Raw genomic sequence first — 21,687 nt, 5'->3', positions numbered from 1 at the left:
AAACTAACCCTGAGCTGTTAAATTAGCGTAGCCAATAATAAGGCTAGTGGCGTATGGTTCGTAAATACACATATCTTTTATTCCCATTTTTACTCTTGCTTTGGATGTGCACAGAATCCGGGGGGGAGCAGCGTACTGTTTTGCAGCAAAGTGCCTACAGTTACGGCGATAGTCCGGATACACTCGGACTCAGTAAAGCAACTTTTGCCGGAGGTTGTTTCTGGTGTACAGAGGCTTACTTTGAAAGGCTGAAGGGTGTAACCCGCGTAGAATCTGGCTATACCGGTGGACGTGAGGAGCGGCCTACCTATGAACAGGTGAGCAGCGGCAGAACAAGTCATGCGGAAGCTGTGCGCATATGGTTCAAACCGGATGTGATAACTTACAGGGAACTGCTGGAAGTGTTTTTTGCCACGCACGATCCCACAACCTTAAATCGCCAGGGTCCCGATGTGGGTAAACAATATCGATCTGCCATCTACTTTCACGATGACAAGCAGCGGAGTCAGGCAAGTAACTACATGCGCGCCCTGGAGGATGCCGGCACATTCCGCAACAAGATCGTAACAGAGCTTAAACCGGCTGGTAAATTTTGGATTGCCGAGGATTATCATCAGGATTATTATTACAACAACCCAGACGATCCTTATGTCCGTTCAATTGCTATGCCCAAGGTAATAAAGTTTGAAGGTTCCTTTCGTAGTAAGCTAAAAGACAGCTATTTGAAACAGAAGTAACAGGCCTTTTGTACTGAAAGTTGTAGTGTAGAATATCCATTAAAGTTTGTATCCGTATTAGTACAAAAAAATGTCACTAAATCACTACAGACCATGGACTTTATACTCACCTTACTAGTTAGCGCCGGTGTCATTATGCTGCTGGCCTATGCATTACCACAAGTACATGTCAAAAGTTTTATGACAGCCCTTTGGGTGGCTTTTCTGATTGGTTTGTTCAATGCAACTATCGGATGGCTATTGCGGGGCGTGCTTAACCTGGTATCGTTCTTTTTGCTTGAGGCTATTATAGGCTTAATTGTAACTGTTCTGATGATCAAACTGGTTGACAAACTGGTGGGCAATTTTAAAGTAGACGGCTGGTGGCCTGCCTTAATTATTGCCATTGCAACAGCTATTGCCTTAGCGCTTGTAGGTTGGGCAAGAGGTGGTGACGAAGAATATGCGAAGCTCGATAACCAGCCAAGACTGGAGCAGTATTTCGCTCAAACCGAGACTACTGAAGCTAATACAATCCGGTTTATTTAAAAACCTACAACAGGTATAACAAAAGTAGCCAGGAACGAAATGCGGCTACTTAACATAAAGTATGTTATCAGTGACACTTATTATAGAGTATAAATACTCGTATATAATCAGTCTTATAATTTATATTATGTTAAGTAGTGTTTGTGGCAATAAGAAAGGGAGCCTATTTGGGACTCCCTTTCTTCTCTTAGAAACTAACCGGTCAGATTAGTTTTTCAGTTTCTTTCCGATTCTCTCCGCATCAGCAGTACGCTTCAAACGTGTGTAAACACGCTGCAGGTTGGCTAATGTAGCCTGATCTTCTGGCTGAATCTCAAGTGCTTTTTCGAAGTATGGCAATGAAGCTTCGTAGTGCTTCACAGCTTGCTTCTCTAATGCAGGACCTTTCTTTTTGTAGGTAGCATAGTCCATTTTAGCAGCTTTGTTGTTGAACTCACTGCCCTTGTTATACTCCAGTACTCCCAGGTTAAAGAATCCGTCGAAGTTGTTTGGATCTACTTCTACAGCTTTCTTGTAGTTGGTATAAGCTTCGTCAATGTTTCCTTTGCGCTCTTGCAGGTTACCACGAACGGCGTACAGGCTGGCATTTTTAGGGTCGGCTTCGATCGCTTTGTCAAGCTTAGCCATTGCCTCGTCAGCACGGTCGTTTTTCAGGTAGTAACGCAGCTCTTCCTGCATCAGGTATACACTGTTCGGATGCTTCTCCAAACCAGCTGCAATAGAAGCCATTACCACATCATCTGCTGCTTCGGTGGCCTGCTGTAATTGAATTTTGTTTTTGTATACGTCTTCCGTTGTGTGACCAATACTGATCAACTTATCATAATACTTTACCGCTGTAGCATAGTCCTGCTTGGCAGTTGAAGCATAAGCAGCATAAAGCACTGCTGTTGTATCGGTTGGGTTCACCTTAGAAGCCATGTCATACTTAGCAATAGCATTGTCCCAATCCTGGTTGTTGTGGAATTCAACCGCTTGGTTCAGAACCTGGCCATAAAGAATTTGCATACGCTCTGGCACCAGTTTACCGAACTGACCGTTCTCACCGTCAATTTCAAGTGTTTTGTTGAACGAGGTCAGCGCCACTTCTGGTGTTTCCTCAGTTGCCAGTTTGCCATAAATCGGATGACCGATCAGATCCTGATTGATTACACCGTGGTAAAACCAGGTTTTCGCTTTATCTTGAGTTTTCTTATGCTCAGTTGCTTTGTTAATGTCAGCCAGCGCTTTGTCCAGCGTGCCGTTCTTGTGGTTCAGCACGGCGCTATTCACGGCCGAGTTCTGAGCGACAGCAACCTGAACGCTTACGGCTGCCATGGCTGTCATCAGTATTTTTTTCATACTATTCTGTGATTGGTTTTTGTTTGTTTGTTAAACGATTAATAAATAAAATTAAATTCCATTTACAGATTAAACTTCGTCTTCTGTCACTTCAGGATCTATCTGAGTATCAGGCTGCAAGGAGTCTTCCGGTTTCAATTCTGACTGCTCCATTAACGCTTCCGCAACTTCCTCTTCGTTCTCCATTTCTACTTTTGCGACAGAAGAAATCTGGTCGCCTTCCGTCAGTTTGATCAGGCGTACACCTTGGGTAGCACGGCCAATAACACGGATGTCGGCTACACGCAGACGAATCGTTATGCCTGAGCGGTTGATGATCATCAGGTCATCTGTATCTACTACGCCCTTAATCGCCACCAGCTTACCAGTTTTGTCCGTCACGTTCAGGGTCTTCACTCCTTTTCCGCCGCGGTTCGTAATACGGTATTCTTCCAGCAAAGAGCGCTTGCCGTATCCGTTTTCGGACACAACCAGCAGTTCGGTATCCTCGTTTTCTACACAAACCATACCAACAACCTTATCATCTGGTCCGGCTAGTGTTACGCCACGCACACCGGCTGCGTTCCGTCCCATCGGCCTAACCTGGCTTTCGTTAAAGCGAATGGCACGACCAGAACCCAGCGCAATAATCACTTCGCTGTTCCCGGTTGTGAGTTGCACATCCAGCAAACGGTCACCTTCGTTAATTGTAATCGCGTTGATGCCATTGGTTCGAGGTCTTGAGTAAGCCTCCAGCACAGTTTTCTTGATCGTACCATGCTCTGTACAGAAAACCAGGTTGTGGTTCAATACGAAATCCTGATTTTTAAGGTCACGAACATTGATTACCGCTCTAATTTTGTCGTCTTTCTCAATGTTCATCAGGTTCTGTATGGCGCGTCCTTTGGTGGTCTTCCCTCCTTCCGGAATCTCGTATACCTTCATCCAGAACACACGGCCAAACTCCGTGAAGAACAGCATATGATGGTGCGTGCTGGCCACAAAAAGGTGCTCCGTGAAATCACTTTCTTTAGAGGCAGCCACACCTCTCGAGCCGACACCACCACGGCTCTGGCTGCGGTACTCACTCAACGAAGTACGCTTGATGTAGCCTTCATGCGAAATGGTAATCACCATACTCTCTTCCGGAATCATATCCTCGTAAGAGATATCGCCGGTGGAGGCCTCTATGCTGGTGCGGCGCCCATCACCGTAACGCTCTTTTATCTCGTTTAGCTCGTCTTTGATGATCTGCATACGCAGGCCTTCGTCGTTCAGAACAGAAGTCAGGTAATCGATCAGTTTCATGATCTCAGCATACTCTGCCTGAATCTTGTCGCGTTCCAGACCGGTCAGGCGCTGCAGACGCATATCAAGTATAGCGCGTGCCTGGATCTCTGACAGTGCAAAGCGTTCCATCAAGCCATTACGGGCAATCTCCGGATCACGTGATGAACGGATCAAGTTGATCACTTCGTCGAGGTTGTCGAGAGCAATCAGCAGGCCTTCCAGGATGTGAGCGCGCTTCTTGGCTTCGTCCAGTTCAAACTGTGTTCTACGGATTACTACTTCGTGTCTGTGCTCTACAAAGTAATGAATCAGCTCTTTCAGATTCAGCGTCATCGGACGGCCTTTTACCAGGGCCACGTTGTTGACGCCAAACGATGATTGTAAAGCAGTGTATTTGTATAAGTTATTGAGTACTACGTTCGGTATAGCATCACGCTTCAAGTCATACACGATGCGCATGCCGTCACGGTCTGACTCGTCTCGTAGGTCGGATATACCTTCTATTTTCTTGTCGTTGATCAGGGCGGCAGTCTTCTCGATCAGAGAAGCTTTGTTGACCATGTAAGGAATTTCCGTTACAATGATCTGTTCCTTACCAGCTGAATTCGTCTCAAAGTTGGCGCGCGCACGCATCAGCACGCGACCGCGGCCTGTCTCGAAAGCAGCCTTCACACCATCGTAACCATGGATGATACCACCTGTCGGGAAGTCAGGGGCTGTCACATAGTGCATCAGTTCAGCTACGGTGATCTCCCTGTTATCGATGTAAGCGATCGTTCCGTTTATCACCTCCGTCAGGTTGTGCGGTGCCATGTTGGTGGCCATACCTACTGCAATACCGGATGTGCCGTTTACAAGCAGGTTCGGGAACTTGGCCGGCATCACGGACGGCTCTTTCAGGGAGTCGTCGAAGTTAGGCACAAAGTCCACTGTGTTTTTCTCAAGGTCAGCCAATATTTCATCAGCAATACGCTTCAGGCGGGCCTCTGTGTAACGCATCGCAGCCGGCGAGTCGCCGTCTATCGAGCCGTAGTTACCCTGTCCGTCAACCAGCGGGTAGCGCAGCGACCATTCCTGTGCCATACGCACCATGGTCTCGTATACCGAGGAGTCACCGTGCGGGTGATATTTACCCAGCACCTCTCCTACGATACGGGCTGATTTCTTGTAGGATTTGTTATAGGATACCCCCAGTTCAGACATACCGTACAGCACACGACGGTGTACTGGCTTCAGGCCGTCTCTCACATCAGGTAAGGCTCTGGAAATGATAACAGACATTGAGTAATCGATGTATGCACCGCGCATCTCGTCTTCAATGTTGATCGGTATTATTCGTTCGCCTTCGTTCATGTTCAAGGTCTAAATAATAGTTTTGTGTTGGATAATTTACTGATCAGGCAGAAACCTGTATTATTCGTTAATTCTTGCGCTGGCTCTTGTCGTTTTTGCGCTTGTGTACCTCCCCTGTTTGCTTTGGTAGTTTCTCACCAATTTTAGGATTTTGCTTTTTGTAAATGGGTTGGCCACGAAACTCCTGTTCGCCATGTATGTGCTCCATGCGCACCTGGCAGGAAGTGATCGGACACATGGGTTTGCAGGATGAAACGGTCAGAAGCAGCAGAGCAGCGCTAAAGAGTAAAAGCAGTCGGATTTTTGCCATGCATGTCGGGTTATGAAGAGCGTCGGGAATTTGTATTTCGCTCTTACAGCCTAATCATACAAAAGTAGTAAAATTTGGATTAATAAACCAGCGTTTCAAGGTATAGTTTAGCAGTCAGAAATGCCGGTTCTATACCTGTTTGGTAGCTCAGGCAGGGTGAAAACCATTGATCGTCAAACCACCGTCAACTGCCAATGTCTGGCCGGTAATATAGGCCGCTGCCGGCATGCACAGAAAGGCCACGGCACCTGCCACATCTTCTGGTTTCCCAATCACCCGCATCGGCGTTCTGGTCACTACTTCATGCAGATACTGTTCGTTCTGAAGCACGGTCTGCGCAAGCGGTGTGCTAATGTACCAGGGGGCTACGGCGTTCACACGAATTCCATCTTCGGCCCACTCCCCTGCCAGATTTTTGGTTAACTGCACCAGAGCCGCTTTGGTCATTCCATAAATGGCACCTGTCCTCACATGCGTCAGTCCTGCCACGGAGGTCACCTGGATTATGTTGCCTTGCGCCGAGGCTTTGAGTAGCGGGTAAAAGTCACGACTGAGCTCGAAGGCTGAGCGCAGATTAGTGCTCATCACAAAATCATACTCCTCCGGTGTATAGTCTGTTACCGGTTTGCGTATGTTCGTCCCAACGTTATTTACCAGAATGTCAAGCGCACCCCAAAGCGTTTGCACTCTGTCCAGCAACTTTTGTCGGCCTTCTGTAGTGCTGACATCTGCTACCAGCGCATGCAGCCCTGCTTTCGGAAACTTAGCCTGCAACTGCTGCAAATCAGCTTCTTTGCGTGCCACCGCCATCACCTCAGCGCCTAATCCGATAAACTCTTCTACAATGGCGGCGCCTATCCCTTTGGATCCGCCCGTTACAACGGCTTTTTTACCGCTGAGTAACCATCTTGCTGCTGTCATAAGGTTTGGTCTTTATTTCCGAGAATACGATGCAAATACGCTTTCAGGTAATCGCTATTTATTTTAGGGCGGTTGTTGAGCTCTTTAAAACGCAGAGTGCCATCGTCATGGTGCCATACATGGTATACAAACACATATTGTCCCTTGCCCTGCTGCCAGCCGTCAAACTGACCAAAACGCAGGTCTTTGATATGAACGCCCTCTGTTGCTTTCTCTACTGCGTGGTAGCCCTTGGTAATCTGAAGCAGACGCTCCATTTTCGGTTGACCGCGGTACGTTTCCAGTAATTGTTCCTGTCGTGGCTCAAAGTTATACCTGATGTTCTGATCCCGGTCCAGCAAAGAATAGAAACCGTTATAAAAGCCGTCCTCAGCTGCCGCCGTGACCGACCAAAGCAAGGTGTTCATCGGAGTTGCTTTCACGATCTGTGATTCGTAACGTATACCTTGCGCATCCAGGCTTTGCTTGAACACGCTTTTAGCATAAGTCTGTGCTCCGAATGAGAATACAAGGTATAGCGAGCTGATGATCAAGCCGGCATTATTCCAGCGCTGTCTTTTGGGGTTGCGTCTGTCATAAAACATCACGGCGATCACGCAGATCAGGAAAGGAACCGTGTACAGCGGATCAACGACAAAGATGTTGTAAAAGGCTACGCCGTAATTAGTGAATGGCCAAAAGAGCTGGGTGCCCCAGGTTGTAAAGCTGTCGAGAATGGCATGTGTTGTAAAACCCAGAAAGAACAGCAGCGTCCAGTCCCGAAAGGTGGCGTGTTCATTTTTGTAGAGTCGCCAAAGCATCCAGCCCAGCAAGGGCGAGGCTATAATCGCAAAGAAAAAAGAATGGGTAACGGAGCGGTGAAAGCTTAGTTGCCCCACCATGTCCAGCAGTGGATTGACAAGAACATCCAGATCAGGTATAGTGCCGACAATAGCACCCCAAAGCAGCGCCTTATTACCCAGTTTGCGTCCGGCCACCGCCTCGCCTACGGCGGCACCCAATACGATCTGTGTCAGAGAGTCCATCTTATACCTTACTTGATAATTGGCGCTCGCTTAAACTCTTTTCCACGGTCGAAAAGAAACCGGTAAGTCGTATAAGTCTTGTAAACCCGGCTACCCAGTTGTTCTACCAGTTTGATCATTTTAGGATTAAAATCCCCGATCCAGTTCATTTGCAAATCATAATACGGAATGTTTGGGTTACCCTGTACCAGATTTGCCGCTGACACGACCATAGCCGCCTCCACTCCTTTGCCCTGGCATTCGGGTATGATACCGAACACAATGCCATACATGGTCTTGCAAGACCCTCTCCAGCGGTGGTAGATAAATTTGATTTTCCCCCACATATCTAATTTTCCGTTCACATGTTTGAACAGCTGGTTCAACTCAGGTATAGCGATAAAGAATCCGGCAGGCTCTCCATTGTGGTAAGCGAACCAGATAATCTTTTCGTCCAGCACAGGTTTCAACGACTTCATGATGGATTTGGCCTGTGCTTCACTCATGGCTTTCACGCCTTCGTGTTTCACCCAGCCCTTGTTATAAACGATCCGGAAATCTTCGGCGTATTTGTCGAGATTTTTTTTATCGATGTGCTGGAAGGTATAATTTGGGTCGGATAGCACGCGCTGTGCCTTTTCCTGGTATTCCGGCGTAAGCGGATCGTCTACGGTACGATAGTAAACATACTGGTTGAAATATAGTTTAAAGCCATAGTTCTCGAACAACTGCTGATAGTAGGCATGGTTATAGTTCATACAATAAGTAGGTTCATGGTAGCCTTCTACCAGCAAGCCCCACCACTTGTCACGCTCGCCAAAATTGATTGGTCCGTCCATCGCTTCCATACCTCGTTCCTGCAGCCAGTTGCGGCAGGCATCGAAGAGTGTGTTAGCCGCTTGTTGATCATGGATACAATCAAAGAAGCCCATACCTCCAGTTGGCTGGTCATAGGAGTCTGCTGTTTTCTTATTGATGAAAGCGGCTACCCTGCCGATCGTTTCCCCGTCCTCGTCCCGCAGGATCCAACGGATCGCCTCCCCGTCACGCAGCAGTTTGTTTTTCTTTGGGTCGAACACCTGATGCACATCCTTGTCAAGCGGACGGATGTAGTTGGGATCTTTGCGGTAAAGCCTTACCTGCATTTTAACGAACTCTTCGGCTAGTTCAGGGGTGTTTACTTCTATGAGCTGCATGGGATGTGTTCAATGCTTGTATGAATCCTCAAATTAAGTCATAAAACTTGAAAAAGCATATATAGCCACTGGTGCCTGAGGCCAAAAACGTTGAGATATGCAGCTTGGGAGAGATCTGGAAAGGTATAAAACAAAAAAGCCTTCAGATTTCTCTGAAGGCTTTTAAGAGCCCCCTGCCGGGATCGAACCAGCGACCTACTGATTACAAGTCAGTTGCTCTACCAGCTGAGCTAAGGAGGCAATAATTAGTACAGATAAAGCTGAGCCCCCTGCCGGGATCGAACCAGCGACCTACTGATTACAAGTCAGTTGCTCTACCAGCTGAGCTAAGGAGGCGATACTTTATTTGTGTTGCCCTATCGTTCTAAAGCGTTGCAAAGGTATAATAAGGTTTTTAATATACAAACACCCGTTGCAGGATTTTTTGCCCTTCTGCGATAAGTTTTTGAGTATCAAACAGAAATTTTTATCTTCTGAAAGCAGCCAGCTGCCGTTGCAGGATATCGATTCGTTTCTGCGTGTCTTCTATTCGACCTTCATACTCCTCGCGCAGCTTATCGGCGTTCTTAGAACGTGCAAAAAAGTCGAGGTTATTGCGCAGGGTCTGTATATCGTTTTGGAGTTGAGAAATTTCACGTCGGAGCGTCTGCTCTTTCTGATATAGCTTCTGGGAAGCATCCGGACTGTTCTTAAGCCGGTCTACCTGCAACTGCGCCAGCATGGTTGCACGATCATCGTAATGCAGGTCCGGAACGCGCTCCAGGTACCGCTCCATCAGTGATAGGAACTTCTCCTCTACTCTTGTGCTTACACGCTTATTTCCAGCATCCAAAGTGTCCCATTCCGCCACGATCCTATTATACTCATCAAGTGAGGTTGTCGTGTTGGGTTGTGCTAATTCCTCTGTTATCCGGTCGCACAGGGCCAGTTTCTCAGAAGAGAGCTTTTCCATTTCAGCACCCTTCTGCTGCTCCTGCGCCTGTTTGCGGTCAAAGAACTCGTTACAGGCCGCTCTGAACCGTTGCCAGATCTTATCGGAGTGTTTGTCTGGTACGCGACCGATGGTCTTCCACCTCTTCTGAAGCTGGATCATTTTCTCTTTGGTTGCATTCCAGTCTGTGCTCTCCTTCATGCTCTCGGCTTGTTCACACAGTTCCGTCTTCAGACGCAGGTTCTGCATTTTCTGCTCGTCCAGTCCTTTGAAAAACTGGTTCTTGTGCTGGAAGAATGCTTTGTAATTGCCCCAGAAATTCTTGTTCACTTCTTCCGCATACTCTTTCGGTACAAGACCGGCGCTGTCCCACTCTTCTTTTAGTTTCTGGATCTCGTCTGTCTTGTCACGCCACTCGTTAATGCGGTCTGTATTGAAGCTCTGGAACTCCTGCAAACGTGCCAGTAGACCACGCTTCTTCTCCAGGTTAGCCAACTCAACGGTCTTGCGCTCTTCCATGTAGGAACGTCGCTGTTCGTGTACTTTCTCAGAAGCCTGAATAAAGCGTTCCCAGATCGCATCGCGCTGCTCATTCGGTACAGGACCGATGTTTTTCCACTCTTCATGCAGATGGCGCAGCTCCTGCAGGGCTTTGTTAATGGAAGGCTCGTTTTGAAGAGCTTCTGCGCGTTCAATCAGCTGCACTTTTGCATCCAGGTTACGGCGCCGGTCCAGCTCCTTCATTTCGAAGAACATGCTGCGGTTGTTGTAGAAGATGTCGAGCAGGGCATGATAAGAATCCCACAGCTCCTGCGCTTCTCCCGGCGGAACAGGTCCTATGCCCTTCCATTCCCCCTGAAGTTTTTTCAGTTCATCACTGCTGTTTTTTGTTTCGGCTGACTCCACCAAGGTACGCAGCTGCTGTAGCAACTCACGCTTTCGCTCCAGGTTGCGGCCACGCTGTTCTTCAGTAAGCTGTCGCTCCTGGTAGCGTGCCTCGCGGTAGGCGGTATAGAGCTGTTCCAGTTCGGTATGCTCCATAGGTGCATGGTAGTCAAAGTCTTCTTCGGTGCCCCCCTCCAGACGGAAACGGTCGAGCGCCTGTCCTCTTTCTACCTGGAACTTGCCTTCGTATTGGCGATGAATTTCCTGTATTTTTTTATACTTGCGTTTCGCATCAGCCCCTTTCAGCAGGAGCGCCAAGTGGTGGCGTAGCTCTTCCAACGGCATCTCACTGTAATCTGTATGATCATCCTCATCCAACTCTTCGTCGTCGTGGTGGTCTTCAGTTGTGGATACCGGTGTGGTTGCTTCAGGGGCACCTGCCTCTGCTGTATCAGTTGAAGCAGCGTTGGATGTCTCGTCAGGAAATGCTGTTTCTGCCACAGGTGTATTTGCTTCAGCCTCAGGAAGGTTTGCCTCTGCAAAGGCTTCCGTTATTTTATCAGTTTCTGTCGTCTCTGCTTCCGAAGCCAGTTCTGGTTTTATTTCAGGCTGATCTTCTTTGGGCACACCTGTTTCCAATGGTTTGTGCTGTTCGCCTTCTTTTTGTGCGTTGATTTCGGCGAGGCGTTGTTCTACAATGTCCATCGGCGACGAGGCCTGCTGCCCATTGGCTTGTGCTTCGTCTTGCGGCCGGGGCTTGTTTGCCTCAGCTCCGTTTGTGTCGGTGTGCTGTTTATCAGTTGTCATGACTTCAGTTTTTAGTCCACGTTTTGTCAGTTCAGGCGGGGGTCTACCGGGTAGTTTGAAAGTACCTTGTATTTCCCACCCATTTGGCGCAGTATATTCCGCCAAAGCGTATCTGCTTCCAAATTAAATAATTTATTTGCAGCATTGTTGTTCACGATCCAAACATTTTTGTCGATCTCCTCCTGCAACTGGCCAGGCGTCCATCCGGAATAGCCAAGATAAAACTTGATATCTTCCGGCTTCACCTCCCCTGTGCCGATCAAGGTGCGGAGTGCTTCAAAGTCGCCACCCCAATACAGGTTATCGTTCAGTTGCACTGCCTGAGGCAGCGTCGCTATCTGGTGTACGTAGTGCAATGTGTTGTATTGCACCGGTCCACCTATACCTAATTCAGCCTCAAAGGTATCATTATATATATCAACCACATCAGACAGCTTAAGGTTTGACTGTCGGTTAAGTACCAGCCCGAATGTTCCCTCTCCTTCTACGTGGCTACAGATTAGAACCACAGTGCGCTCAAAATTGGGATCTCCCAGGTATGGCTCCGATATCAGGATACTGCCGTTTTGTGGCTTGTTTTCGCTTTCTTCCTCCATTGTTCTCCAGGGTTTAATTGCATTACCTTACATAAACTTCTGGCCTGGCAGGCCTGGCAATCGCTGTTTATACCTTCTTACGGAAACAACACATTAGGGTACAAATCCTGTCAAATAGCCTAAGCTATCCTTTAACTTCTACGGACAATATTCGGTGCGACAACACTGAATATAAGTCTTCTAATTTTATAAAATATTTTTAAATTATTGCAATATTAATTAAAATTTAACCCTCAACCGATTATTTTATAATTTTGAGCAAATCATCGTTTACGCTATGTCGCTCCAACATGACATTGCCTCCATCCGGAAGAATTATTCCAGACAGGCACTTACGGAAATATCTGTTTCCAATGACCCGCTCGACCAGTTTAAGGTATGGCTGAACGAAGCTATCCGCTCGGAGGTGCTGGAGCCGACGGCGCTGGTACTGTCTACTGTGTCAGCTGACTGCCGTCCTTCGGCGCGTGTGGTGCTTTTAAAAGAGGTGTCTTCAGATGGCTTCGTGTTTTTCACCAATTACGAGAGCCGCAAGGGGCAGGAACTTATTGCGAGTCCATATGGTTCGATCACCTTTTTCTGGGCTGAGCTGGAGCGTCAGGTGCGTATCGAAGGAACGGTTGAGAAAGTGGCAGCCAATGTTTCGGATGCTTACTTTAACAGTCGGCCGCGTGGCAGCCAGGTTGGTGCCTGGGCATCGCCGCAAAGCCGCGAGATAAACAGCCGCGAAGAACTGGAACAAGCCGAGGCGAAGTACGAAAATGATTTTGCCGGGCTGGATGTAGTGCCTCGTCCGCAGCACTGGGGTGGCTTTGTTCTGAAACCGGAGCGCATCGAGTTCTGGCAAGGGCGCCCGAACCGCTTGCACGACCGCATCGAGTTCGAACGAGCCGATGCACAATGGACCCGCAAAAGACTGGCACCCTGATCCTATACCTATACCTGTAAGTAAACCGCATGGCTGAGATATTACCTATTAGAGCATGGCGCTACAAAGAAGAGCTGAGCCAGTCGATTGAAGAACTAACCTCTCCTCTGTTTGATGTGGTGTCGGCAAAACAGCGGGAAGCGCTGTACCAGAACCCGATCAACAGCATACATCTATCGGTGCCTAGGGGCGAAAAGCCTGCCGATACCGCAGCAGACATGCTGCAGGAGTGGAAAGCTGCCGGCACGATTGTGCAGGACCCGCTGCCCGGCATCTATGTATACTATCAATACTTCCGGCTTCCTGGCAACGAGCGCGAGTACTGCCGCAAAGGTTTTATCTGCCACATCAAAGCCTACGATTGGAACGAAGGTGTACTCCTCCGCCACGAGAACACGATACCAAGTGCCGTGAACGATCGCATTAATCTGCTGGACAAAACTTTGATGAATACCAGTGCTACCCACGGCCTCTACACCGATCCTGATTTCGTGCTGGAGCGTTACATGGACGAGAGCATACAGTCGCCACTCTACGTGACGGAGGATTACCAAGGGGTACGCGATGTGCTGGCTGTGATCCACGACAGTAAGGTGATCAAGCATTTTCTGGAAGTTCTGGAATCGCGGCAGGTACTGCTGGCTGACGGGCACCACCGCTACGAGGGCTCGCTGGAGTACCGAAAGAAGCGCATGGCTGACAACCCTAACCATTCCGGTACAGAAGCTTACAACTACCACCTGATGTACCTGACCAATACGGAAGCCGATGATCTGCGCATCCTGCCGACACATCGGGTTCTGGAGAATATTGACCTGACAGACGAAGAGTTTCTGGCGTGTCTGGGGGCTTACTTTGTGGTAACACCCAAAGAGGATGCTTATGAACTCAATGAGGTGATCGTGGGAAAGAACTGGGCCTTCGGGCTATACCTGTCCGGCAACGCCTATAAGCTGCGCCTGAAGCCGGAGGTGCACCACCTGATTGATTGGCCGGTACCCCAGGAAGTAAAGGACCTCGACCTGACCGTGCTGCATTACTTCGTGTTCGAGAAAGTGCTGGGCATAGAACGCGAAGCACAGCGTGATTACCCGGGCCTGAGTTACGTGCGCAACTTCACGGCCTGTGTCAGTCAGGTAGACTCCGGCAAAGCACGGCTGGCCCTGATCACCAACGACGTGTCAATGGATCAGGTGAAACGGGTATGCTATAGTGGTGCCATCATGCCACAGAAATCCACCTTCTTTTATCCGAAAACAATCTGCGGATTCTTATTCAGCTCAATCAAAGAAAATGAATTTATCTCGTCCGATACTGCTTGCCTCTAACTCCCCGCGTCGCAAGGAACTTCTGGCCGGGCTCGGCATCCCGTTCGAGGTGCGTGTAAAGGACGTGCAGGAGGATTACCCTGAGCATTTGCAGCGCGAGCAAGTGGCTGAGTTTCTGGCTGGGCACAAAGCTGATGCTTATACCTCCGACCTGCAAAATGAAGTGCTGATCACCGCCGATACGATTGTATGTCTGGGTGAACGTGTTTTGAACAAGCCTGCCGATGCTTCGGAAGCTTTTAATATGCTACGCGCTTTGTCCGGAACCCATCATGAAGTGATCACCGGTGTCTGTATCCTGACAAGGAATTCCAAGACCATCTTCCATGATGTGACCAAGGTATACTTTAAAAAGCTGAGCGACGAGGAAATCAATTACTATATCGAACATTACCAGCCTTTCGACAAAGCGGGGGCATATGGTATACAGGAGTGGATCGGAAAGATCGGGATCGAGCAGATTGAAGGATCTTATTTTAATGTAGTCGGCTTGCCGGTCCAGAAACTCTATACCTACCTCAGGGACCTGCAGGTGATCACCTTATAAGCCATTTTTTCCGTGATTTTAGAAAATACAGGTAAATCAAATCCAAATTACTACCCCTAAAACGGAACCATTTGCTTAATCAGCAGCCTTTATACCCTACACCGATTTTCTGGTGAAGCGAATGTCTTAATCAGCAAATTTCAAATAGTAAGCTGTTCTGCAAGGTATAAGGCCATCCGGGATACCATTATCAGGCCCCTTCACTTGTAATCAGGAAAAGTTATAGAATCCGCTCAAAAACGTTATACAGAACACAAAAACATAATTTCACAGTGCCTTGTGCATTGCATTAAACAGGGTTTTTCTTATTTTAAAATCAGCACATCAACTTAATGTCTCTCACCAAACTATACCTGGCCAAAGGTAAAGAACACTCACTGAAACGTTTTCACCCGTGGGTTTTTTCTGGCGCAATTAAAAGAATTGAAGGAACTGAGCCGGAAGAAGGCGACACTGTAGAGGTATACTCCAACCAGCGCGAATTTCTGGGTATGGGCCACTGGGCGCCGGGTTCTATTGCCGTGCGTGTGTTCTCTTTTGAGCAAGTCGAGCCGGACTATACCTTCTGGAAAAGCAAAGTGCAGCAAGCCTATGATTACCGCAAGCGCCTCGGCCTGATCGACAATCCGCACACGGATGTATACCGTCTGGTGTACGCTGAAGGCGATGGCGTGCCCGGGCTGATCGTGGACATGTATAAGGACACTGCTGTTATTCAGACACACTCTGTGGGCATGTATTCGGTACGCGAGCATGTTGCCAAAGCCCTGCAGGAAATCTACGGTCCGCACCTGAAAGCAGTGTACGACAAGAGCGCGGAGTCGCTGCCAGCCAAGTCGCCGGTGCAGGCCGAGAATGGTTACCTGTTTGGTGAATCGAGCGGCGGCGTAGTCGTGACCGAGAATGAGAACCGGTTTTTCGTGGACTGGGAAAGCGGCCAGAAAACGGGCTTCTTTATTGACCAGCGTGAGAACCGGGAATTATTGGCCCGCTACGTGAAAGATAAATCGGTGCTGAATACTTTTTGCTATACCGGAGGTTTCTCGGTATACGCTCTGAATGCCGGCGCCAAAGAAGTGCATTCGGTTGATGTGTCTAAGAAAGCTATTGAACTGACGATCAGAAACGGTGAACTGAGTCAGGCTCCTGATCGACACGAAGCCTTTGCGGTGGATACATTCGAATTTCTGAAAGGCAAGGAAGATCGCTATGATGTGATCATTCTTGATCCGCCTGCTTTCGCTAAAAGCCAGAAAGTGCGCCACAATGCGGTAATGGGTTACAAGCGCCTGAATGCCGAAGCCATGAAGCGCATCAAGCCGGGTGGCATTCTGTTTACTTTCTCGTGCTCACAAGTGGTAGACAAGTTCCTGTTCAACAACACCGTGATGGCAGCGGCCATAGAGGCCGGTCGTAACATCAAAATCATGCACCACCTCTCCCAGCCAGCCGATCACCCAATTTCCATCTTCCATCCGGAAGGAGAATACCTGAAGGGACTGGTGCTGTTTGTAGAATAAAGCCAGTTAAAGAGTTTGAGAGTTGAGGAGTAAAGAATTACTGAGTCATAATTCTTTACTCCCTATTTCTTCAGAATACAAAAGGCCTACCAATGATGGTGGGCCTTTTGTATTAGTAGTTAAATCTAATTTGAAGTTATCTCTCTAATTCCCCAACTCTCAAACTCTAAAACTTGTGGCAGTTCCATGCGGATGCGCCATTCTTTGGGGTAGTAATTATTGAGACGACTGCCGACCTGCTTCGCCCAACCGAGTGGCAGACCTTCGAATTGGAGCAGTATCCAGTCATTGCTCATACCGCTGATGCCGATGTCTTCTTTGCGGAGATATCGAAGGGCTGATTCCAGATCAAGCACTTCCGTGCGGAAAGCCTCTTTGTTAAGCTGCTGTGAGAGTGCCAGTGCCTGCAGCGGTTTCAGCTTTTTTCCTTTCGCTTCGGCTATTTCCGTACCGGCATAGATCACGTATAGGTTTTGGTAGAGCTGGTCTACTTCTTCAAACAGATTTTCAGGTATAGCCGAGATCACTTCTCCATACTGCACCCAGGCAAAGTGGCTCGGTTCCAATAGCCAGTCATTCACCAGGGCCTGTTCTTTTTTGCCCGCCAGTGTCAGTTTATTCTTTTTCTTTTTGGTTGTTCCAGTCGGTGCTTCAAAATCCCCGGCTTTGCGGACCGCTGCTAAAAAGAAGCCCTCACCCTGTACCTGATGCGGATAGAAACGATAACCAGAAACGCCATCCAGTGAAGAAGCCTCTACTCCCCATGCGGGGTCCAGTTCCAGTGCAAGTGAGTGTGCGTTCTCCTGATCGGCCAGCCAGGCAATGTTCTGCTCATTCTCAACCAGATTCCAGGTGCAGGTACTGTAGATCAGGATGCCGCCCGGCCGCAGTGCTTCCCATACATCCACCAGGATGCGTTGCTGGCGCTGGGCGCAGAGGTTCACGTTTTCATCTGACCATTCGTTTACTGCCTGCGGGTCTTTTCGGAACATGCCTTCACCACTGCAGGGAGCATCCACCACCATCACATCAAAAAAATCCGGTAAGCGGCTAAAGTCGCGGGGATCGTTGTTGGTAACTACCACGTTGCCGCTCCCCCATTTGGTCACGTTCTCGGCCAGTATGCTGGCGCGGCTTCGAATTACTTCGTTAGATACCAGCAGACTGTCAGGTGAAATCAGGCTGGCGATGTGCGTTGACTTACCACCGGGTGCTCCGCAGAGGTCCAGTACATGCAGCGACTGACTGAGGTCCACATGCTGGCGCAAGGCCTGCTCAACAAACATGGAACTGGCCTCCTGCACATAGTAGGCGCCTGCATGCAGACGCGGGTCCAGGGTAAACTGCGGGCGCTCCGGCAGATAATAGCCTGTTTGCGTCCAGGGCACTCGCGGCAGGGTTGGCTCTCCTGGAAGTTTGTTCTTGTTTAGTCGGATGCTGACAGGCGCCGGTTGTTGCAGAGCCTCCTCGAAACGGGTATAGTCAGAACCCAGTTGGCTTTTCATGCGCTGAACAAATGATGGTGGTAATTGCATACCTCAAAGGTACGGCAAATTGACCTTTTCGTGAAAAGGTTGGCTTTACTTGTTACGAAGAAAATTGTTCTCCTGCCAGCGCTACATATTCCTGCACAATAGGAATGTCGGCCGGGCACCAATAGTAGTTGGCCAGTTCCTGCGGTAAAACCCAGTGGTAAGCACGGTGTTCGGCGAGTTTGATGGTTCCACTGTTGTACTGGCAAATGTAAGGTATAAGCTCAATGGTTTTGTCGCCGTATACTTGCACCACAGGCGTAAGACGTTGCATCGGGGTGACGCTGAGGCTCAACTCTTCCTCAATCTCGCGTATAAGACAGCCCGCTTCAGTTTCGCCATCTTCTATTTTTCCGCCTGGAAATTCCCAAAGTAAGGCTTGCGACATAGATTCGCTGCGCTGGGTAATCAGTACACAGCCAAACTGCTCGATAAGGGCACAGGTTACTTTTGTAATCATAGTCTAGGTAGTGAGATAGCGTAAAAGAATACTTTTTATGGGGAAAGTCTTTTGCTTAACTGGGATTCCAACCAATAAAATAAGAGACCGGTGAGAAGGCAGACCGCCAGATTAAGCGAGATGTTCGAGTCATTCTGAATCAATCCGAAGTATAGCACCTGTACCAGAAAAATGTGGTAAGACGCCTTTCCTATAATAGCCATACTGCGAGGCGCAGCATGATCTGACTGTTGCGGAAAAGCTAACATCCCCAGAAAGATCAGCAAAGCGGCATAAGGGAAAGTGAGAAACAGCTGCGCCTGCCACTCAGTTCTGATACAAGGTAGACTCCAGTCGTGGTATTGGAAAAAATACAGGTATACGCCGCTTGCAATTCCAGCAAAGACCAGTAACCAGCTATACCTTTTATTTGCAGTAGTGACCAGGCTGGAAAGCCAGAGCCCTAGCGCAATAGCTGATAAGTACCGGAAAAGTGCAGCATCATAAAGATAGCGGTCCTCTCCAAAATAACTGATCTGATAAGCTGCCACCTGAAAGGCGATCTCAGTCAGCACCAGTACCAGAGTGGTTAGCACAGGCCAGCGGTGAAAGGTATAGCCAATGAGCGGCAGCGCAAGCAGAGACTGCAGCAAGAGTGTAATAAAGTAATTGCCTTTGCCCGAGACAGGCAACACACCGATCAGGTTTTTCCAGCCCAGGGTATAGACATCCAGTCCGTATACCTGCTGCCAATAATAGCCTGCTACCAAGGAAATGATAAAGATAAACAGGAGCGGAAAAATGATGCGAAGCGCTTTCTTCTGAAAATAATGCGGAGTATAGAGCTGATTAAAATGCAGTGTCTTGCTTCCGTATGACATTCCCAGGTTCAATCCCATCAGCACCATAAAGACTGGTACAGCCTGCCAGATGTGAAACACCGCATAGCTGGCTACAAGCTGCTCCCGCGAGAGTGAGTGCAACAGAAGTACAGCAATAATAGCCAGTCCCTTTAAGATGTCAATTTGCTGGAAATGCTGTTTCATGTACAAGGCTGGCCAAGGGATTAGGGCTTTAAACGCGAAAGGCACACCACAAGGTATGCCTTTTGCGTAGTTGGGAGTACCTGCTTAAGTGAGCTTCTCCTTCAATATCTCGAACTCTACAGCCGGTGCAATGCGCTCATATAAAATAAGGTATACTGCTTTGGTGATGGGCATATTGACATTAAGGTTTTTGTTGAGCTCGTAAATACTCTGTACAGCATAATAACCTTCCGCCACCATGTTCATCTCGATCTGGGCAGATTTCACGGTATAGCCATGGCCAATCATGTTGCCAAAAGTACGGTTACGGCTGAATTGTGAATAGGCTGTCACGAGCAGGTCACCAAGGTAGGCCGAGCCGTTCAAATCGCGGTGGATCGGCATGACGGCATTCAGAAAACGCTCGATCTCCTGCATCGCATTTGACACGAGTACGGCCTGAAAGTTATCGCCATAGTTCAGACCGCGGGCTATACCGCAGGCCAGCGCAATGATATTCTTGATCACGGCACAATACTCAACACCATCCAAGTCCTGCAGCGGATTGGCTTTAACGTAGCGATTCCGCAGTAATTCACAGAAACGCTCCGCCGTTGGCATGTCATACGAACCAATGGTCAGATACGACTGCTTTTCCATGGCGACCTCCTCGGCATGACAAGGACCTGCAATCACCAGCTGGTGACTGTTCGGAACATCGTACTGTTGACCCAGGTAATCGGTGATCAGGATGTTCTGCTTCGGGATCATCCCTTTAATAGCCGATACCAGCACCTTATCTTTTAAAGCATGCTGCTCCAGTCCGCTCAAGGCCTCCTGCACAAAAGCGGCAGGAACGGCTAGAATAACCCAATCCGCCACGGCTACTACACTACGCAGGTCCGTGGAGGGCTTTACGTAATTCAGGTCGTAGGTCACGCCACTCAGGTAGCGCGGATTGTGGCGGTAATTGATCAGGTGCTGCACATCGTTCTCGTTGCGCATCCACCAGTGTACCTGTGATTTATTCTCTGAGAGGATCTTCACCAAAGCCGAAGCCCAGCTCCCCCCTCCTATAACTGCAATTTTTTCCAAACCGGATGTTTATTTTTCTTCACCATTCGCATCAGCCAAAGCTGATTTGTTTAGTGACTTCTCGTCTTTCACGGCCACTTTGGCACCGTCTTTCAAGGTTTTAGACACCGCTCTGAAAGGACCAGAAACCACTTTCTGACCTTCTTCCAAACCGCTCAGAATTTCGATGTTGTCGAAGTCGCTGATACCAGTTTTCACTTTAACGGATTTAACTGTGTTGTTGGCATCATGCACAAATACTACTTCTTCAATCGGGCCGGCTGGTGCTACTGGTGCAGCTTCCGGATTATTTTCAGCCTCTTTGCCATTTTCCCCTTCCGTCTTGTCTGTCTTGTTAGAACGAGTCGTCACTGCTGACAAAGGTACAGATAAAACGTTGCTTTTACGTGCTGTGATGATATCAACCGAGGCAGTCATACCTGGGCGGAAAGGGCGGGCGTTCTTATCTGCCAGGTGGCTGTAAGACTCATTCAAAAGACGGATACGTACCTCAAACTCCGTTACTGCCTCCAGCGAAGCAGCGTCTTTGGCCGTGTTTGCAATAGAAGTCACAATACCTTTGAACTTCTCGTCGCGGCTTGTATACGAGTCAACTTCCACAATTACGGAGTCGCCCATACCTACCCGGATGATGTCGTTTTCATTCACATTTACACGCACTTCCATGTTGTTGAGGTTGGCAATGCGCATAATTTCGGTACCAGCCATCTGAGAAGTACCTACCACACGTTCGCCTCTTTCCACATTCAGCTTGGAAACAGTGCCACTCACAGGAGCATAAATGGTCGTTTTGTTCAGGTTCTCACGGGCATCATTCAATGAAGCTTGTGCATTTTGAATGCTGAACTCGGCGGCACGAACGCTCTGTGCCAGTGATTCGATTTCCTGCTTACCAGCTTCATACTGGGCTTTGATCTGCTGATACTCGGCCTCAGAGATCACTTTCTGATCAAAAAGGCTTTTGTTACGCTTATAGTTTTGTTCAATTTGCGTAAAGTTAGCACGCGATTGTGCCAGTCGCGCTTTGGACTGCGCCAGGTTAGCACGGGCCTGGTTTACGCCAGCCGTCTGCATGTCTACCAGCGACTTGTAGTTATCAGGGCGTATGCGCACCAGCAACTGGCCTTTCACTACGGAGTCACCTTCCTGCACGGTCAATTCGATGATCTCACCGGATACGTCCGGGCTGATCTTAACTTCGGTTTCAGGTTGTACTTTGCCCGAGGCACTTACTTTTTCAACTATCTCAGTGCGCTTGACATCAGCCAGCACGACCTCGGTTCCTTCTTCTTTGCCGATCCAGCCTGCCTTTTTAGCTACCAGAGCCAGTACAAGAATCAGAACCAGTCCGCCTATCAGGGTATAGATAAGCTTATTAGATTTTTTTGCAGCCAT

General features: G+C 48.6%; 19 protein-coding genes and 2 tRNA genes. 6 read left to right on the top strand and 15 right to left on the bottom strand.

From position 1 onward, the window contains the following. The first annotated feature begins 104 nt into the window (after positions 1 to 104). Together msrA and K3G39_RS15720 are read left to right on the top strand one after the other, a co-directional pair. A complete protein-coding gene (msrA, locus tag K3G39_RS15725) occupies positions 105 to 737 on the top strand; it encodes a peptide-methionine (S)-S-oxide reductase MsrA (RefSeq protein ID WP_255594407.1) in 633 nt (210 codons plus the stop codon). Positions 738 to 830: 93 nt separating this feature from the next. After that, on the top strand, positions 831 to 1,265 hold the full coding sequence (locus K3G39_RS15720) for a phage holin family protein (RefSeq protein ID WP_220627133.1): 435 nt from the start codon (positions 831 to 833) through the stop codon (positions 1,263 to 1,265). A gap of 207 nt (positions 1,266 to 1,472) precedes the next feature. Here the strand turns inward: K3G39_RS15720 and K3G39_RS15715 are convergent, their stop codons facing one another. The 10 genes from K3G39_RS15715 to K3G39_RS15670 form a co-directional block, all read right to left on the bottom strand. After that, positions 1,473 to 2,606 carry a lipopolysaccharide assembly protein LapB gene (locus K3G39_RS15715; protein ID WP_220627132.1) on the bottom strand — a complete coding sequence of 378 codons (1,134 nt, stop codon included), beginning with the start codon at positions 2,604 to 2,606 and terminating at the stop codon, positions 1,473 to 1,475. A gap of 69 nt (positions 2,607 to 2,675) precedes the next feature. Next, positions 2,676 to 5,228 (bottom strand): DNA gyrase subunit A, encoded by a 2,553-nt coding sequence (gyrA, locus tag K3G39_RS15710; RefSeq protein ID WP_220627199.1) that lies wholly within the window; start codon positions 5,226 to 5,228, stop codon positions 2,676 to 2,678. A 67-nt stretch (positions 5,229 to 5,295) separates the two neighbouring features. Continuing rightward, positions 5,296 to 5,538 (bottom strand): hypothetical protein, encoded by a 243-nt coding sequence (locus tag K3G39_RS15705; protein WP_220627131.1) that lies wholly within the window; start codon positions 5,536 to 5,538, stop codon positions 5,296 to 5,298. A 147-nt stretch (positions 5,539 to 5,685) separates the two neighbouring features. Further along, the gene (locus tag K3G39_RS15700; protein ID WP_220627130.1) at positions 5,686 to 6,459 is read right to left on the bottom strand and encodes an SDR family oxidoreductase; all 774 of its coding nucleotides are present in this window, start codon (positions 6,457 to 6,459) and stop codon (positions 5,686 to 5,688) included. Continuing rightward, positions 6,456 to 7,484 carry a metal-dependent hydrolase gene (locus K3G39_RS15695; RefSeq protein ID WP_220627129.1) on the bottom strand — a complete coding sequence of 343 codons (1,029 nt, stop codon included), beginning with the start codon at positions 7,482 to 7,484 and terminating at the stop codon, positions 6,456 to 6,458. Before K3G39_RS15695 ends, K3G39_RS15700 begins: the two co-directional genes overlap by 4 nt. An 8-nt stretch (positions 7,485 to 7,492) precedes the next feature. Then, the gene (locus K3G39_RS15690; RefSeq protein WP_220627128.1) at positions 7,493 to 8,659 is read right to left on the bottom strand and encodes a hypothetical protein; all 1,167 of its coding nucleotides are present in this window, start codon (positions 8,657 to 8,659) and stop codon (positions 7,493 to 7,495) included. A gap of 167 nt (positions 8,660 to 8,826) precedes the next feature. Beyond that, positions 8,827 to 8,899 (bottom strand) — tRNA-Thr (locus K3G39_RS15685). Positions 8,900 to 8,922: 23 nt separating this feature from the next. Then, positions 8,923 to 8,995: transfer RNA gene (locus K3G39_RS15680), tRNA-Thr, on the bottom strand. A gap of 130 nt (positions 8,996 to 9,125) precedes the next feature. Next, positions 9,126 to 11,282, bottom strand: coding sequence for a DUF349 domain-containing protein (locus tag K3G39_RS15675; RefSeq protein ID WP_220627127.1), 2,157 nt, complete (start codon positions 11,280 to 11,282; stop codon positions 9,126 to 9,128). A 26-nt stretch (positions 11,283 to 11,308) separates the two neighbouring features. Next, the gene (locus K3G39_RS15670; protein WP_220627126.1) at positions 11,309 to 11,878 is read right to left on the bottom strand and encodes a YqgE/AlgH family protein; all 570 of its coding nucleotides are present in this window, start codon (positions 11,876 to 11,878) and stop codon (positions 11,309 to 11,311) included. Between the two features lie 277 nt (positions 11,879 to 12,155). On the opposite strand from K3G39_RS15670, the gene pdxH reads away from it, so the two are divergent. From pdxH to K3G39_RS15650, 4 genes are all read left to right on the top strand, one after another. Then, positions 12,156 to 12,806 carry a pyridoxamine 5'-phosphate oxidase gene (gene pdxH / locus K3G39_RS15665; protein ID WP_220627125.1) on the top strand — a complete coding sequence of 217 codons (651 nt, stop codon included), beginning with the start codon at positions 12,156 to 12,158 and terminating at the stop codon, positions 12,804 to 12,806. 29 nt (positions 12,807 to 12,835) lie between these two features. Continuing rightward, positions 12,836 to 14,134 (top strand): DUF1015 domain-containing protein, encoded by a 1,299-nt coding sequence (locus K3G39_RS15660; RefSeq protein WP_220627124.1) that lies wholly within the window; start codon positions 12,836 to 12,838, stop codon positions 14,132 to 14,134. Next, positions 14,100 to 14,681: a Maf-like protein gene (locus tag K3G39_RS15655; protein WP_220627123.1), complete on the top strand. Its 582-nt coding sequence runs from the start codon at positions 14,100 to 14,102 to the stop codon at positions 14,679 to 14,681. Before K3G39_RS15660 ends, K3G39_RS15655 begins: the two co-directional genes overlap by 35 nt. A gap of 332 nt (positions 14,682 to 15,013) precedes the next feature. Further along, on the top strand, positions 15,014 to 16,201 hold the full coding sequence (locus K3G39_RS15650) for a class I SAM-dependent rRNA methyltransferase (RefSeq protein WP_220627122.1): 1,188 nt from the start codon (positions 15,014 to 15,016) through the stop codon (positions 16,199 to 16,201). A 125-nt stretch (positions 16,202 to 16,326) separates the two neighbouring features. Here the strand turns inward: K3G39_RS15650 and K3G39_RS15645 are convergent, their stop codons facing one another. From K3G39_RS15645 to K3G39_RS15625, 5 genes are all read right to left on the bottom strand, one after another. Further along, positions 16,327 to 17,706 carry an rRNA methyltransferase gene (locus tag K3G39_RS15645; RefSeq protein WP_255594406.1) on the bottom strand — a complete coding sequence of 460 codons (1,380 nt, stop codon included), beginning with the start codon at positions 17,704 to 17,706 and terminating at the stop codon, positions 16,327 to 16,329. Positions 17,707 to 17,788: 82 nt separating this feature from the next. Further along, positions 17,789 to 18,193: a (deoxy)nucleoside triphosphate pyrophosphohydrolase gene (locus K3G39_RS15640; RefSeq protein WP_220627120.1), complete on the bottom strand. Its 405-nt coding sequence runs from the start codon at positions 18,191 to 18,193 to the stop codon at positions 17,789 to 17,791. A gap of 35 nt (positions 18,194 to 18,228) precedes the next feature. Beyond that, positions 18,229 to 19,218: an acyltransferase family protein gene (locus tag K3G39_RS15635; protein ID WP_220627119.1), complete on the bottom strand. Its 990-nt coding sequence runs from the start codon at positions 19,216 to 19,218 to the stop codon at positions 18,229 to 18,231. Between the two features lie 84 nt (positions 19,219 to 19,302). After that, positions 19,303 to 20,292: an NAD(P)H-dependent glycerol-3-phosphate dehydrogenase gene (locus tag K3G39_RS15630; protein ID WP_220627118.1), complete on the bottom strand. Its 990-nt coding sequence runs from the start codon at positions 20,290 to 20,292 to the stop codon at positions 19,303 to 19,305. Between the two features lie 9 nt (positions 20,293 to 20,301). Beyond that, positions 20,302 to 21,687, bottom strand: coding sequence for an efflux RND transporter periplasmic adaptor subunit (locus K3G39_RS15625; RefSeq protein WP_220627117.1), 1,386 nt, complete (start codon positions 21,685 to 21,687; stop codon positions 20,302 to 20,304).

The organism is Pontibacter sp. HSC-14F20 (assembly GCF_019599265.1).
Lineage (GTDB): Bacteria > Bacteroidota > Bacteroidia > Cytophagales > Hymenobacteraceae > Pontibacter.
This window is presented reverse-complemented; position numbering and strand designations above follow the sequence as displayed.